Source organism: Pseudoalteromonas maricaloris, from assembly GCF_024746855.1.
Classification (GTDB): domain Bacteria; phylum Pseudomonadota; class Gammaproteobacteria; order Enterobacterales; family Alteromonadaceae; genus Pseudoalteromonas; species Pseudoalteromonas maricaloris.
The window spans coordinates 567,132-581,369 of record NZ_CP024625.1; the positions used below are offsets into that span (position 1 = coordinate 567,132).

Consider the following 14,238-nt stretch of genomic DNA (forward strand, 5'->3'; position numbering starts at 1 on the left):
TTTTATGTCTTTAATTTGCTAAAGCTTCATCATTTTTGGGGTATAAAATGGGGTATTGATTAAACGCCCATGTGTTGTAAAAAATGTGCTTTTATGACTATTCTTTTTAATATCCATTCGACGTCAACAACGAATACATCAACACCTACACAACTGCTTGCTGCGTCCGTAAAAAAGAAGCCAGAACCTAATCAGGTTAAAGATACCAAAGAGAAACAAGTATCTGACGAGTCTGTGTCTATTGCTGCATTTACAGGTGATGCACCGAGCAGGTCACCATACAGCGCTCTACTTAATCCTGAGGGCTTTGATTACATCCGTTTGAGAACGATTTGCCCTAATTTCGGTCTTACTAACTATAAACTAACTTGAACGCTAGCAATTGTGATTCCTTAAGAGTGCTTTAACTTTGTTTTTAATAGCCCCGAAAATCTACATTGCTTTTGAGAAAGCACTGCTCTAGGGTGGAATAGTATTAGTGAACTTAGTTTTTCATTCAGTTAGCTAACTAACTTTTGTGTACAGCTTTAGGTTGGTTATGTAAATGTAGTCAAATGTCACACTGCGTAAAAGGGTGTGATCTTGCTTTACTTCGCACAATGAAGGAGTAAGGTGATGGTAGAGTTTGAAGGAGATCCAAAGATGAAAACACAAATTGCAATACTTGCTTTATTTATGACTCCCTTGTTTGTCAATGCAGGTGAGGTCGCTGTGACTTGGAAGGACTTTAAAGAGTATCGCGATGTTAGACCTGGTAATGAAACGCGAGGTTCATTTCATAAACGGGTTGAAAAGCAACTGCAGAAACACCTAGAAGAATTAGCGACTAAATTACCCGAGGGCTACAAGCTCGCAATTACCTTTGATGAGATAGACCTTGCTGGTGATGTTCATTACGGTACCACTGATATTCGGGTGATTAAACCAATCCATTTCCCCCGTTTTGAAATTAGCTACAAGTTAACAGGTAAGTCTGGTACAACCATCGTAGAGGAAAATAGCGTGACCTTAAAAGATATGTCGTTCATGGATAGAATAAAAAGAGGCATGGACGAATCTTTTTATTATGAAAAGCGTCTTTTAACTGATTGGTTTGAAGATGACTTGATGAAAAAAGTTAGTTAATTAACCGGTATTAGCCTTGAGATAAGCTTACACGCAGCGGCTAAGCTGCGTGTTTGGTTAACTAGTAGGCTATTTAAATGTAGCCAGTAGCTGTAGTAAGGATTGTAACTTTTTCACAACAAGTGCGAGTTTTTGCTCGTCAATTTCTTCAGTTGTCGATAGGCCTTCAACGTCGGCTGCAACATCTAAAACATAAGGTTTAAAGCGTTTTGCTTCAAACGTAAACCCCGCTTCTTCTGTAAATAGCGCTTTAAACTTACCATGACCTTGCTGCTGCAATTCATCGAGTTTTTTATCCGCATCTAGTGCTTGGCGGTATATGATCTTGAGATTTTCATTGAGTTTTTCGATAACGGCTTGCATGGTCAGTCCTAATCGCCCTACTAAAAGCGCTTATTTTAAGGGTTTCATTTACAAATGTCAGGTGTAAATCTACCCTTTTATAAGTAGTACAAAGGAATTGGAAATTTATCTCGTAATTTATCCTAAAGGTTTAAATTTATACGCCGATAACCAATTTGATCCATCAAAAAGTCAGGTAATCACTTATGAATATTTCCGGAAGTAACCTACCTGCTATGTCTGGAGCTGGTCAAAGCGGTGAAGTATACAGCGCCGTTTTGGCAAAAAAGCAACAGAAAGCAGATGGACAAGCCGCGCTTGCTTTAATTGAATCTGCGGGCAGCAGTGCAGCAGCACAAACGCCAGCTAAATCAGTGACAGCAACGCTGGGCAACAACATCAATACATACGCGTAAGCTTATGTCTGATGGCACGTTGTCTTCGGCATGTCCGATAGATATGTGCAAAGCAATCGGTGCTAGGGTCATTAGCACCGATTTTTTGCTATTTTAGTCTAGTAAATTTAAGTCAATCGGCGTTTTACTTGGCTGACCACCAATTTCTCTTACCAATTTAGGGACCAAGAATCCCGGTAGCACTTCTAAAAGCTCAGCCATTATCGCCTTGGCTTCACGCTCTTCTACATCAAAATGGCTAGCGCCTTCTACCTTATCGAGTAAATGCAAATAATAAGGCAGTATATCTGCATCGAATAGGGCTTCACTCAGTTGAGCTTGAGCCGCAACATCGTTATTAATTCCTTTAAGTAGCACAGCTTGGTTTAGCAAAGTCACATTGGCTTGTTTAAGCCTTTGCATTGCGGCTTTAAAGGTATCATCGATTTCATTTGCATGATTAATGTGATTTACCAAAATCACCTTTAAATGACTCTTTGTTAAACGTAGGCACAATTCCTCGGTTATTCTCGCTGGGATCACTACCGGTAAGCGACTGTGAATACGCAAACGTTTGATTTGTGGTATAGCCTCTAATTGTTCTAGCACCCAAGCAATCATGTCATCTTTGGCCATCAGCGGATCACCGCCACTTAAGATCACCTCATTGATTTCAGGATGGGTGCGCAAATAATCAAATACAGGCTCTAAGGTGCGTTTGTTGACCTGATTATCCTGATAAGGGAAGTGGCGTCGAAAACAGTAGCGGCAGTTGACCGCACAACCAGTTTTGAGCATGAGTAATACCCTAGAGCGGTACTTATGTAACAAACCAGGTACAGGCGCGTCTTGTTCTTCGAGTGGATCTTTACTAAATCCCGCTTCAGTTAAATATTCCTGATGTACAGGTAACACTTGTAATAGCAAGGGATCATGACGATCTCCTTGGCGCATTTTAGCGATAAATGGGCGAGGTACTCGCATAGGAAACAAGCGCTTAGCTGCAAAGTCTCGTGCATCAAATTGGTCATGCAACCCCAAGATGTTGAGTAGCTCTTGTGGGTCAGTGACAACATTTGCTAATTCTTTTTGCCAGTTAGTCTGCAAATTTACTTCATTTATTTGTATCATTAGCAGGTTAATTACTCGAATATACGTAGATTAGAGGATACGATGGCGAATTATAGCACCAACGAGTTCAAGGGCGGCCTAAAAATTATGATGGACGGCGAGCCTTGTTCTATCTTAGAAAATGAAATGGTCAAGCCTGGTAAAGGACAAGCGTTTAACCGCGTTAAAATCCGTAAGCTTATCTCAGGTAAAGTACTAGAGAAAACATTTAAGTCTGGCGACTCAGTGGAAGGCGCAGACGTAATGGATACTGATCTAGCGTATTTATACACTGATGGTGAGTTCTGGCATTTCATGAACAACGAAACATTTGAGCAGATCGCAGCTGATGAAAAAGCACTTGGCGATAGCGTAAAATGGTTGGTTGAAAATGACGTTTGTACTATCACACTGTGGAATGGTAACCCAATCGCAGTAACACCACCTAACTTTGTTGAGCTTGAGATCACAGAAACAGATCCAGGCCTGAAAGGCGACACTGCGGGTACTGGTGGTAAGCCTGCAACTCTAAGCACAGGTGCTGTTGTTCGTGTTCCTTTGTTCGTTCAAATTGGTGAAGTGATCAAAGTTGATACACGTAGTGGCGAATACGTAAGCCGCGTAAAATAATAGCGTAAAGCAATTTACGATGTTTAATAAATCCCAGCATGTTGCTGGGATTTTTTTGGAGTAAACAATGACGGTGAACAATTGGCAGCCAAGTGCAACGATAGACACGCTTAGGCAAAGGGCTGCAATTTTAGCGAAGATACGGCACTTTTTTGCTGCTCGTGATGTGATGGAAGTCGACACGCCGAGCCTTTCTCAAGCCTCAGTGACCGACCCTCACTTAGATACTTTCCATACTCGATTTGTTGGCCCAAATCACAGCCAAGGTTTGCCTTTATTTTTACAAACGTCACCCGAGTATGCGATGAAAAGACTACTTGCCGCAGGCAGTGGTGCGATTTTTCAATTATGTAAGGCTTTTCGTAACGAAGAGTCAGGGCGTCATCACAATCCAGAATTTACGATGTTAGAGTGGTATCGTCCGGGCTTTGACGAATTTGACTTAATGGCGGAAATCGATGAGTTGATGCAGATGTTATTGGACTGTCCAGCTAGTGATTCGATGTCTTACCAGCAAGCCTTTGAGGCCCATCTTGGATTTGACCCTTTAAGCGTGTCGCTGACGGAATTGAAAGCGCACGCCAATAAATACGGTTATGGTGATATTGCAGCTATCGAGAATAATCCAGATACTTTACTACAATTGCTATTTTGCATGGAAATAGAGCCTAAAATTGGTCAGCAGCAACCTTGTTTTGTTTATCACTTTCCGGCATCCCAAGCGGCGCTGGCAAAACTTAACCCGAAAGACAATCGCGTTGCAGGGCGTTTTGAGCTCTATTATCGCAATATGGAGCTGGCCAACGGATTTAACGAATTGACGGATGCAGCAGAGCAAAGAGCGCGTTTTGAGCAAGATAACCAGCTCAGAGCTGAGATGGGATTACACCCAGTGCCGGCCGATGAGCGGTTATTGGCTGCACTTGACGCGGGGATCCCCGATTGTGCTGGTGTTGCACTAGGAATAGATAGGCTAGTCATGCTGGCGCTAAACAAAGCTAGCATCAGCGAAGTGCTCACATTTGATGTTTCGCGGGCTTAGCGCCGCGAAACAAAGCGAGTAAGTTCTTTTTGAGTGGTTTCTGTGAGCTTTTGAGCACTTTGGCATTCGGCTAACGCGCCATCAATTTGTGATTTAGATTGCTGACCCAGTTCAACAATTTGTTGCACTGCTTGATGGGTATGTTTTTGCGTTTCTTCAAGTTGGTGTACCGCACTAACGATTTCTTCTAATTGGGCTTGATTGCGTTCAAAGTCATCACTCATCGAAATAAAGCCTTGAGAGGTATCACTGATGGCTTTCTCTGCTGAGCTTGAATGAGAAATCAATTGTTCTGATTCTTGATTGGTTTCACCGACCAGCACGTTCATTTGATTGATAAAATCGCTGATCTGGCGGGTGGCAGCATTGACCTTGACCGACAGCGCACGAACTTCATCGGCAACCACTGCAAAGCCACGCCCGGCTTCACCTGCTCGAGCTGCTTCAATTGCCGCATTGAGCGCAAGCAAGTTGGTTTGGTCGGAAAACTCTTCAACCATTTTTAGAATGTTGCGAATATTCTCACTATTTTCTTTCAGGCCTGAAACCGTCGATGAAAAGTTACCTAGTAGCGTGGTGATTTGTTTTACTTCAGCGACAAGCTTAGTTAACGACTGTGATGAACCGCGAACAAAATGCAAGCTTTCGGTATTGGCCTGATAAACCTGATCGGTATTGTGCACAATACTTTGTAAACTGTGGCTGACCTGATCGGAAGCTGCAATAATTGTGTCACCTTGGCTCAGCTGCTGCTGTCCATACTTTGCGGTACTTTGCATGGAATTGGTGATATCGCGGTTGCTTTGTGTCGCCGCAGCGGCACTTTCGTATGTTTTTTCCAAAAGGACACTAAGGTGGGTGGTAAAGGTGTTGTACTGCTCGCTTAAATCTCTAAATTCGTCATAAGTGAATTGTGGCAGCTTAGCATCTAGGTTACCGTCTTGGCGATTAACACGCTCCAATGACTCTTTCATCGCTTGTACAGGTCGTACTATTAAAAAGCGCATATAGAAGACGGTAAATGCATATGCAGCAAAGATCACAATAGTGATAAGCCAGAACAGTCCCATACTCGCACCGGAGTGAGCAAGTTCAGAATATAGCCAAACCAAGCTAATAACCTGAAATAGGAATAAAAAGCCTAAATTGCCAACAATTTTACGAGAAAGGGTATAGAAAAACGTCTGTTCTACAAAATTATAAATGCGCATATATAAACTCATATTGGGCTCATCATTGTGCCACTTTATTTGTCTCAGTATAGATGAGCTAAATGGAATAACAATGCTAAAGCGATCAAGCAGTTACTCAATTGGGGTGGCGTAGGCGCCAATGCCTTGTAAATACATTTTGGTTTGGCATGGAAAGTTGGTGAAAATACCATCCACCCCGAAATCTAGCATGATATCTATATCTTGTTGTTTATCGACCGTATAAGCAAATACCTTTAATCCGCGAGATTTTGCGTCCAACACATATTCATGATTAATAAAGTTTTTGTCCATATGAATGCTGTAGGCATGGAGCGATTCGGCAAATTGCGCATAACGAATTGGAATAGAAGCGGTTAACGCGCCAATTCTTACCCAAGGTAATTTCTGCTTCAGCCACAATAGTTGATGATGGTCAAAAGAGGAGATGAGTAGCTGTTCTCTGGTGATCACGCCTTGCTGGATATGTTCTTCAATATAGGTAACGAATTTATCTAGGCCAAAGGTATGCTTTAGTTCTAAATTGATATCTGTCTGTTTGCCTATCGTGGCGAACACTTGCTGCAAGGTGGGAATTGATTGCCCTTTACCGGCATCAAGCGTGGCAAGGTAGGCTTGAGTTTGTTCATTAACTCTACCCACGCCGTTGGTGGTTCTGTCTAGCCAAGTGTCGTGGATAATGGCGTAATCATCCGCGCAACTTTGCACATCCAACTCAATACCATCAACGCCAATATGGAGAGCCGCTTCTATTGCAGCAAGTGTATTTTCTGGATAGCTGCCACTGGCTCCACGGTGCGCTAAGACTTGAATCATGCTTTTTTCCTTGTAATAGACCAAGTTTCAAAACAGGCTGCACTAACTACCAACAACCCGCCAAGTAATGTTGTAAGTGTCAACGTCTCGTGTAACAGAATATAAGCTAATAGCGTTCCATACAATGGTTGTAAACAAGAAATTAACCCTGCAGTGGTGGCAGATAAATAACGTAGGCTAGAGGCAAATAAGGCGTGTGGAATTGCCGTAAATATTGCTCCTGCAAGCAAGATTAACCAGAGATTTTCTGTGGATACTTGCTGAATTGGCACCTCCACAAATGCTAACAGCATGAGACATGCAACAAGCGTTTGATAAAGCATTGTGTGTGGGCCGCTATAGTGAGAAAAGAAGCGCTTTTGGAGCAAGTTGCGTAGCGCAAAGAGTGCGCCCGAGAATACGCCCGTAATAATCCCCAAGGTAACTTGGTTGCCAAGATTCGCTTCTGGTACTAACAGATAGATACCAAATAACACCGCGCTCGCACTGATAAAATCTTTTAGCTGTACACGGCTGCGAGTGAAAAGAGGCTCTAAAAAAACGGTGATCACGGGGTAAGTGAAAAAGGCAATGATCCCAACTGCAATTCCTGCCATTTGCATGCCTGCAAAGTAAGTCACCCAATGAAGTCCCACGATGACACCAAGAACTAAAGCTGTTAGATAATCTTTTTTGTGTATTAATTTTATCGGCTGCCGTTGTATTTTGAGTAACAGCAATAGCACAACGAAAGCAACGGCGGTACGGTAAACGGTGATATCCAGTGCTGAGAGTGAAATTAATTTTGAAAATAATGCTGTTCCACCAAATAATAAAACGGCACTATGAAGCGAGAGTAAAGCGGACTGTTGTGGGCGCATATTGAATATTAGAACTGTTTTTTAGCAGTCTATCATTTAATCGCTTTGAGATGACAAGATTGTTGACACTTGTCACTCAACATTCTGCGCTTAAACGTAAATAATAATAAAAAGAGTGAATCAGAGAAGCTTGTGTCCATTACCACAGAATTTACCCTAGTTGAGAAGCGGCGCTCATTTTGGAATGCCGGGCCCCTTATATTTTCAACCTTTTATTTTTTCCCATTGATATTTAACTGGGCGCAATTGAGTGCAGTTAATATTGCGTTGCAAGTTGTTGTGTACCTTAGTTTTGTCGTGCTCTATTGGCAGAGTATTGCAAAAACGGGCAATGCGTTGGTGATGAATTTAGTGCTGATGGCAGGGCTTTGTGTCGCAGGTAGTTGGGTGACGACCGGGACGAGTTCGTTATTTGGCTTTATTGCTTTTTTCTGCGGTTTTAATTTTCTGCCTCGCTATAAAATCATTGCGATGCTGGTCATCATAGCGTTGGTATTGCTAACGGCTAAATTTATCGCGACCCAGCAAACGGTTTATTTCTTGATGCCTGCACTGTGTGTGGCATGTGGACTCTTTATTTTTGGTTGGATGTCACACCGAGAGCGAGTACACAAAGAGTTGCAGAGGCAAAGTGAAGAGGAGATTAAGCGATTAGGCGCCGTGGCTGAACGAGAGCGTATTGCGCGCGACCTACATGATTTACTCGGCCATTCACTCAGCTCGATAGCATTAAAAGCGGAGTTGGCGAGTAAATTTGCTGCTGCAAATGCATTAGAGCAAGCGCAATCAGAAGCGCAGCAGGTTGCAGACTTAGCGAGAGAAGCACTAAGCGAAGTGCGCCAAGCCGTCACCGGCTATCATCAGCTAGCGCTTGATGCTCAGCTGCACATTTTGGCTTCAAGGCTAAAAGATAAGGGCATTGCCGTAACGCTAGAATTGCAGGCGGTCACTTTAGATAAAGTAAGCGAAGCCTGTTTGTGCTTTTTTGCTAAAGAAATATGCACCAACATTATTCGCCACAGCGATGCAGATAAGGTTTGTTTCATACTGCGGCAAACTGACAATAATGTCTTTGTAGAAATTAAAGATAATGGTTCTATAAAGTCCATAAAAGAAGGAAATGGTTTAATGGGGATCCGTACCCGATTGAAAGAATGTGGTGGCCAATTATTTTATCACACCGAACAGGGCGGATACTTTAAGGCAGTATTAGGGGAAGTAGGATGATCAAAGTTTTTATTGTTGAAGATCAAGCATTAGTAAGAGGGGCTATCGCGGCATTATTGAGCTTAGATAGAGAGATAGAAGTGGTTGGCGAGGCTGAAAATGGTCAAGTTGCAAAGGAAAAGTTAGCAAAGTTAACGCCTGATATCGTGCTAACGGATATTGAAATGCCACAAGTCACTGGACTTGAGCTTGCTCAGCACTTACAACAAAAAATGCCAGACACAAAAGTGGTTATCATGACGACCTTTTCTAAGGCGGGTTATATTCGTCGCGCGATCACTTTAGGGGTAAATGGTTTTGTATTAAAAGAAGCCCCAAGTGAGTACTTGCTATCAACGCTGAAAAAGGTCATGAACGGGTATAAGGTTATTGACCCAGAGCTTGCGTTGTACGCTTTGGAAGATGCTGATCCACTTACCGATAAGGAACGCAAAGCGTTACGTTTAGCTAGTGAAGGATTAAAAACCGCTGAAATCGCAGGACAGCTATTTTTGAGTGAGGGAACAGTGAGAAATTATTTATCCGACGCTATCGCAAAATTACATGCGACAAACCGGGTAGATGCAGCAAGAATTGCTAAGCAAAAAGGATGGCTGTAACTCGGTGTAATAGCATATATCCAGTTAATACTTCAAAATAATGCTGTGCGGTAATATACTGCACTATTCGCTAAGTAATAATAATGTATTAATTTTGAGTGCAATAATGGATCCTAAATTACTTATTCAAGTTACCGCAATAACGACTGTGGTCTGTACAGTTTTTATGGCCGTAAACTGGTTTATTAATAAAGGCCTACCAGGCACTCGAGATTGGCTTATTTTCATTGCGCTTACCGCAATTGGATGTGGCTTGTTAGCTGCCTATACACTTCCTATTACGTTCTCAATTTTTATTCCCAATCTCACTATCGCATTTGGGCTTTTTTATCTGGCTCGTGGTGTTGATGCGTTTTTTAGTGTGAAAAGTAACTATATGCCTTGGTATGTATTAGCCGCATTGGGTATTCCCAGTTTTACTTACTTTTTGTACGTGGATTTTAATTTTATCGCTCGCGTCGGGATCAACTACTTAGTCTGGGCGATGGCGATGATTTATTGCCTACGGGCTTTGAATAAAGGACAAAAGTTATTATCGAAGGAGTTTAGTGCAGCACATTGGGCGTTTGGCCTGTCGTGCTTGAGCTTACTAGCCGTGTTTACTTTTAGGTTGGTCATGCTTGGTGGCTACTCGGTGACAGATAGCCTTGTCTCGGCAAATTGGGTTAATCAGTTTTTTGCTGTCTCTGTGAGCACGATGCCGCTGCTGTTGTGTTTTTCTTTATGCCTGTTATGTAGCAGCCGTCGTGAAAAAGAACTCTGCCTGTTAAAAACTGCTGCTGAGCACTCAGCGCAAGTAAAAGGACAGTTTTTAACGTTATTAAGTCATGAACTGAGAACACCACTAAACGCCATTGTTGGTCATGCAGAATCACTTAAAAAAGTGCCGCGTGAGCCCAATCGCCATGCTCAATTATGCGATGTTATCGTCCACGCCGCGATGTCGATGTCAGACTTAGCCAATCAAGTATTATTGCAAGCGAAAGGGGAATATGCGGCGCAAAATCGCGTGCCTGTCTCGCTTTATAGTCTTTCGCAAGAGTTAGTTCGCCTCTTACAGCCGCTGGCATTGGCTAAAGGGTTGAGCTTGAGGGTCGAGGTTAAAGGCCTGTATCCACAGGACGTTCATGTTGTCGAGCAAGATACATTGTCCCTGGTACTTAGAAATCTGCTCTCGAACGCGATTAAGTACACAGATAAAGGCATTATTACGTTGATCCTTGAAGGCACAAGTCGCGCTGAGGATAAGCAAACTATCCGTTTTGCAATTAAAGATACGGGCAAAGGACTGACTGAAGTACAAATGGAAAAGATCTTCGAGCCCTTTGTCACATTAAATACCGAGCAATCCATCTCGCAAAGTGCGGGGTTTGGATTGGCGTTATGCAAGCAACTGCTGCAAGGGCTAGACTCTGAGCTTAACGTCGACAGCAAGCTTGGCAATGGCACTGTGTTTAGCTTTGAGTTAGATTGCCAGTGTAGTGATTCACCGTTACAGAGCACGGAATTTAATACAGAGAAGCTAGCACTCAATGTGCTTGTTGTTGAAGATAACCTCATGAATATTGATGTGATCAGCACCTATTTAAACGATATGGTGAGTGAGTTTTCTATTGCTAAGTGCCTTGCAGAAGCTGAAGTCGCGTTATTAGAACACAATTTCGATATTATTCTGTTAGACATGCGACTGCCTGATGGTAATGGTCTTGAGTGGTTTAAAGAAGGCTTCAACGAAATTGGCTTCACCTCCAGCGTTAAGGTTATCGCGTTAACGGGTGATGGCGATCCTGAATTGAAAAGGCGATGCCTCCGAGCTGGCATGCAGGACTGTTTAACTAAGCCTATCATGCCAAGCCGTTTATATGCGGCACTGGAATGTGCGACTGTAAAAACAACGTCTCGCTTGGAATGTAAGACTCTGATTGATCAATCAAGATTTATGGATCTCGCAAACCGTGAAAGTTCAGGTGTGCTGGCGACGAAATTGATGTATTTAGCCGATCGATTTGAGTACGAAATTGCGCAAATTAAAGGGCTTACTGAGTTGAATGTAACTGACTTAGCCGTTGATAAACTTGCCTACATTGAAAACGAAGCACTGGAGCTTGGCATGGTGAATTTTGCCGAGCTTGTTCAAGCAGCAACTGCGCAGCTAAGTTACTCGGAAGAGCAAGTTGATTGGGACGGTCTTGCTATGGTTGCTAGACGCTCAGTTGAGCGTTTATTAGAACTTCATGCCCAAATTGCAACACTGGAGTCGGTATCAAATTCAGTGGTTAATCTATCTGCATAAAAAGATTCATCGATCTTGGCCTAGGTCATTAGGCTATTTTGGGTTAAAATAACAGCATAGCTTATTTAACAAGACAGTAATGCCAAAACAGGATCCCTATCTCGATAGAGAACAGCAAAAATACGACAATCCAGTACCTAGTCGCGAATTTATCTTAGAACACATTAAAAGCGCGGCCAAACCACCTTCTTTCTCTCAATTGTGTAACGATTTAAAAGTGCAAGACGAAGAACGTCAAATTGCGCTTAAACGCCGCTTGCGCGCAATGGAGCGAGACGGTCAACTGCACTTCAATAAATTTAAGTGTTACACCATTCCAAGTGATGATGGTCTAGTTAAAGGCCGCGTTGTTGGACACCGTGACGGCTTTGGCTTTTTAGAAGTCGAAGGCGAACCCAAAGATTGGTTTATCACTAAGTATCAAATGGAGCGCGTGCTGCATGGCGATTGGGTGTTAGCGAAGGCTGGCAGCCGAGGCTCAGGTGGTAAGGTGGAAGCGCGCATTGTGCGGGTACTTGAAAAAGAGCGTGCACCAGTCGTCGGTCGTTATTTTGTTGAGTTTGGCATGGCAGTCGTGGTGCCAGAAGACCCGCGCATTACTCAAGATATCATCATCGTACCTGGCCAAGAAAATGGTGCTCGCCATAATCAAATGGTGCAGGTAGAGATCACTCAAAGCCCTAGCAAACAAATGAATGCAATGGGTAAAGTACTTGAGGTGCTCGGCGATCATATGGCACCGGGTATGGAAATTGAGGTGGCACTTCGTAATCATGACATTCCTCATGAGTGGCCAAGTGAAGTAGAAGCACAAGTTGCAAATCTTGGTGAGTTTGTTGAAGAGTCAGCCAAACAAGGCCGAGTTGACCTGCGCGATTTACCGTTACTGACCATTGACGGTGAAGACGCACGTGACTTTGATGACGCCGTATATTGCGAGCGTAAAAAGTCAGGAGGTTGGCGTTTATGGGTTGCTATTGCGGATGTATCTCATTATGTAGGTAAAGGCACTGCGCTTGACAAAGAAGCGATTGAGCGTGGTAACTCAGTGTATTTTCCTGAGCAAGTTGTGCCAATGCTACCTAAGGTACTCTCCAACGGCTTATGTTCATTAAATCCAAAGGTAGACCGCTTGTGTATGGTTGCGGAAATGACCGTGTCCGAAGCGGGTCGTTTGTCTGGCTACCGTTTTTACGAAGCCGTGATGAACTCTCATGCTCGTCTTACTTACACCAAAGTCCATGCGATTTTACAAGGTGACGAAAAGCTCAGAGCGGATTATCAGCCTCTTGTGCCTCATCTAACTGAGCTCCATAACATGTATATGGCGCTGAAGGCTGCAAGGCAGGAGCGTGGCGCGATTGAGTTTGAAACCCTAGAAACGCGCTTTGTGTTTAATGCTCATCGGAAGATTGACTCTATCGTGCCTGTGGTTCGTAACGACGCCCACAAGCTGATTGAAGAGTGCATGATCTTGGCTAATGTGTCAGCAGCAAAGCTGTTGGAAAAACACGAAGCCCATAGCTTGTACCGTGTTCATGATGAGCCAGACCCTGAAAGATTGAGCCAATTTAGGCAATTCTTGCAAGACTTGGGTATTGAAAGCCAATTACCTAACGATCCGTCGCCAGAGGAGTTGACCCAAGCGCTTGAGTCATTGGGAGATCGCCCTGAAAAAGAATTGATCCAAACTATGTTACTGCGCTCAATGAAGCAAGCGGTATATCAGCCAGAAAATATTGGCCACTTTGGTTTGGCATTAAAAGCCTATGCACACTTTACCTCACCTATTCGCCGTTATCCGGATCTGGTGGTACACCGCGCAATCAAAGGCATTTTACAGCAGCAACAACAGCCAGTAAGTGGCGCTTACATCTACAATGAAGATGAAGTGAAACAACTGGGTGAGCAGTGCTCGATGACAGAGCGCCGCGCTGATGACGCCACTCGTGAAGTCGCTGATTGGTTAAAATGTGAATTTATGCAAGATCATGTTGGCGATGAATTTACCGGTGTGATCTCATCGGTCACCAACTTTGGATTATTTGTGAGGTTGGACGACCTACAGATTGACGGGATGATCCATGTTAGCAATTTAGGGCATGAGTACTTCCATTTTGATGGTGCAAAGCAATGTTTGATTGGCGAGCATAGTCGTACGGTGTTTAGACTTGGCGATAAACTTACCGTTGTGGTTGCTTCAGTTAGCTTGGACGATCGTCGCATCAACTTAGCTTTAGCTGAAGAAGGTCAGCAAGACAGGTATGCAAGGCGTCGAAAATCTCCAAAAAGCACTGCAAGTAGTGTTCGTGAGCAGCTAAAAACGGGTAAAATCCCGGGAGCTAAGCGCCGTGACGGTGAAACGTCTGGTCGCGATAAAGATAATAAAGGCGATGACAAAGCCAAAAAGCGCAAAAGAACGACCCCTAAGGGTGAGCTCAAACAGGCGAAAAAGGCAGGCACGCTGAAGTCGAAGAAAAAATCGACGAGTAAAAAAGCCAAAGCGGCAAAGGGCAAAGCAAAACGCCCAGGTAAAAACGAAAGAAATCGTAGCAAAAAAGCGCAATAGATTATAAAGCGGGAGCTTT

General features: G+C 43.4%; 14 protein-coding genes. 9 read left to right on the forward strand and 5 right to left on the reverse strand.

Going from position 1 to position 14,238, the window contains the following annotated elements; all coding sequences use genetic code 11:
* Positions 1–93: 93 nt before the first annotated feature.
* Both CTT31_RS02260 and CTT31_RS02265 read left to right on the forward strand, forming a co-directional pair.
* Complete coding sequence (locus CTT31_RS02260) at positions 94–372, forward strand: hypothetical protein (RefSeq protein WP_260491882.1); 279 nt, start codon at positions 94–96, stop codon at positions 370–372.
* Between the two features lie 243 nt (positions 373–615).
* Positions 616–1,125 (forward strand): DUF3016 domain-containing protein, encoded by a 510-nt coding sequence (locus CTT31_RS02265; RefSeq protein ID WP_260491883.1) that lies wholly within the window; start codon positions 616–618, stop codon positions 1,123–1,125.
* A gap of 69 nt (positions 1,126–1,194) precedes the next feature.
* On the opposite strand, the gene CTT31_RS02270 is transcribed toward CTT31_RS02265, so the two are convergent.
* Positions 1,195–1,488 carry a hypothetical protein gene (locus CTT31_RS02270; RefSeq protein ID WP_010605837.1) on the reverse strand — a complete coding sequence of 98 codons (294 nt, stop codon included), beginning with the start codon at positions 1,486–1,488 and terminating at the stop codon, positions 1,195–1,197.
* 185 nt (positions 1,489–1,673) lie between these two features.
* On the opposite strand from CTT31_RS02270, the gene CTT31_RS02275 reads away from it, so the two are divergent.
* Positions 1,674–1,883, forward strand: a complete 210-nt coding sequence (locus CTT31_RS02275; RefSeq protein ID WP_010368721.1) for a hypothetical protein — start codon at positions 1,674–1,676, stop codon at positions 1,881–1,883.
* Positions 1,884–1,976: 93 nt separating this feature from the next.
* Here the strand turns inward: CTT31_RS02275 and epmB are convergent, their stop codons facing one another.
* Positions 1,977–2,993 (reverse strand): EF-P beta-lysylation protein EpmB, encoded by a 1,017-nt coding sequence (gene epmB, locus CTT31_RS02280; RefSeq protein WP_211859144.1) that lies wholly within the window; start codon positions 2,991–2,993, stop codon positions 1,977–1,979.
* Between the two features lie 42 nt (positions 2,994–3,035).
* On the opposite strand from epmB, the gene efp reads away from it, so the two are divergent.
* Together efp and epmA are read left to right on the forward strand one after the other, a co-directional pair.
* A complete protein-coding gene (gene efp / locus CTT31_RS02285) occupies positions 3,036–3,602 on the forward strand; it encodes an elongation factor P (protein ID WP_017217199.1) in 567 nt (188 codons plus the stop codon).
* A 67-nt stretch (positions 3,603–3,669) separates the two neighbouring features.
* Positions 3,670–4,644, forward strand: a complete 975-nt coding sequence (gene epmA, locus CTT31_RS02290; RefSeq protein WP_260491884.1) for an elongation factor P--(R)-beta-lysine ligase — start codon at positions 3,670–3,672, stop codon at positions 4,642–4,644.
* Here the strand turns inward: epmA and CTT31_RS02295 are convergent.
* From CTT31_RS02295 to CTT31_RS02305, 3 genes are all read right to left on the reverse strand, one after another.
* A complete protein-coding gene (locus CTT31_RS02295) occupies positions 4,641–5,855 on the reverse strand; it encodes a methyl-accepting chemotaxis protein (RefSeq protein WP_260491885.1) in 1,215 nt (404 codons plus the stop codon). The two genes, epmA and CTT31_RS02295, sit on opposite strands and share 4 nt — an antisense overlap.
* 93 nt (positions 5,856–5,948) lie before the next feature.
* Positions 5,949–6,671, reverse strand: coding sequence for a glycerophosphodiester phosphodiesterase (locus tag CTT31_RS02300; RefSeq protein WP_260491886.1), 723 nt, complete (start codon positions 6,669–6,671; stop codon positions 5,949–5,951).
* Positions 6,668–7,531: a DMT family transporter gene (locus CTT31_RS02305; RefSeq protein ID WP_045987952.1), complete on the reverse strand. Its 864-nt coding sequence runs from the start codon at positions 7,529–7,531 to the stop codon at positions 6,668–6,670. Before CTT31_RS02305 ends, CTT31_RS02300 begins: the two co-directional genes overlap by 4 nt.
* Positions 7,532–7,777: 246 nt before the next feature.
* Here CTT31_RS02305 and CTT31_RS02310 point away from each other — a divergent pair, with 246 nt between their 5' ends.
* The 4 genes from CTT31_RS02310 to rnr all read left to right on the forward strand — a co-directional run bounded on the left by CTT31_RS02310 (position 7,778) and on the right by rnr (position 14,219).
* Positions 7,778–8,758 carry a sensor histidine kinase gene (locus CTT31_RS02310; protein ID WP_260491887.1) on the forward strand — a complete coding sequence of 327 codons (981 nt, stop codon included), beginning with the start codon at positions 7,778–7,780 and terminating at the stop codon, positions 8,756–8,758.
* Positions 8,755–9,357 (forward strand): response regulator transcription factor, encoded by a 603-nt coding sequence (locus CTT31_RS02315; RefSeq protein ID WP_010605828.1) that lies wholly within the window; start codon positions 8,755–8,757, stop codon positions 9,355–9,357. The genes CTT31_RS02310 and CTT31_RS02315 overlap by 4 nt, the downstream gene beginning before the upstream one ends.
* 106 nt (positions 9,358–9,463) lie before the next feature.
* Positions 9,464–11,650, forward strand: coding sequence for an ATP-binding protein (locus tag CTT31_RS02320; RefSeq protein ID WP_260491888.1), 2,187 nt, complete (start codon positions 9,464–9,466; stop codon positions 11,648–11,650).
* A gap of 79 nt (positions 11,651–11,729) precedes the next feature.
* Positions 11,730–14,219: a ribonuclease R gene (gene rnr / locus CTT31_RS02325; RefSeq protein ID WP_260491889.1), complete on the forward strand. Its 2,490-nt coding sequence runs from the start codon at positions 11,730–11,732 to the stop codon at positions 14,217–14,219.
* Positions 14,220–14,238 lie beyond the last annotated feature (19 nt).

Bases quoted from the DNA above. Each gene is read 5' to 3' on its own strand.
- CTT31_RS02260 (WP_260491882.1), top strand. From the start codon at position 94: ATGACTATTCTTTTTAATATCCATTCGACGTCAACAACGAATACATCA.
- CTT31_RS02265 (WP_260491883.1), top strand. From the start codon at position 616: ATGGTAGAGTTTGAAGGAGATCCAAAGATGAAAACACAAATTGCAATA.
- CTT31_RS02270 (WP_010605837.1), bottom strand. From the start codon at position 1,488: ATGCAAGCCGTTATCGAAAAACTCAATGAAAATCTCAAGATCATATAC.
- CTT31_RS02275 (WP_010368721.1), top strand. From the start codon at position 1,674: ATGAATATTTCCGGAAGTAACCTACCTGCTATGTCTGGAGCTGGTCAA.
- epmB (WP_211859144.1), bottom strand. From the start codon at position 2,993: ATGATACAAATAAATGAAGTAAATTTGCAGACTAACTGGCAAAAAGAA.
- efp (WP_017217199.1), top strand. From the start codon at position 3,036: ATGGCGAATTATAGCACCAACGAGTTCAAGGGCGGCCTAAAAATTATG.
- epmA (WP_260491884.1), top strand. From the start codon at position 3,670: ATGACGGTGAACAATTGGCAGCCAAGTGCAACGATAGACACGCTTAGG.
- CTT31_RS02295 (WP_260491885.1), bottom strand. From the start codon at position 5,855: ATGCGCATTTATAATTTTGTAGAACAGACGTTTTTCTATACCCTTTCT.
- CTT31_RS02300 (WP_260491886.1), bottom strand. From the start codon at position 6,671: ATGATTCAAGTCTTAGCGCACCGTGGAGCCAGTGGCAGCTATCCAGAA.
- CTT31_RS02305 (WP_045987952.1), bottom strand. From the start codon at position 7,531: ATGCGCCCACAACAGTCCGCTTTACTCTCGCTTCATAGTGCCGTTTTA.
- CTT31_RS02315 (WP_010605828.1), top strand. From the start codon at position 8,755: ATGATCAAAGTTTTTATTGTTGAAGATCAAGCATTAGTAAGAGGGGCT.
- CTT31_RS02320 (WP_260491888.1), top strand. From the start codon at position 9,464: ATGGATCCTAAATTACTTATTCAAGTTACCGCAATAACGACTGTGGTC.
- rnr (WP_260491889.1), top strand. From the start codon at position 11,730: ATGCCAAAACAGGATCCCTATCTCGATAGAGAACAGCAAAAATACGAC.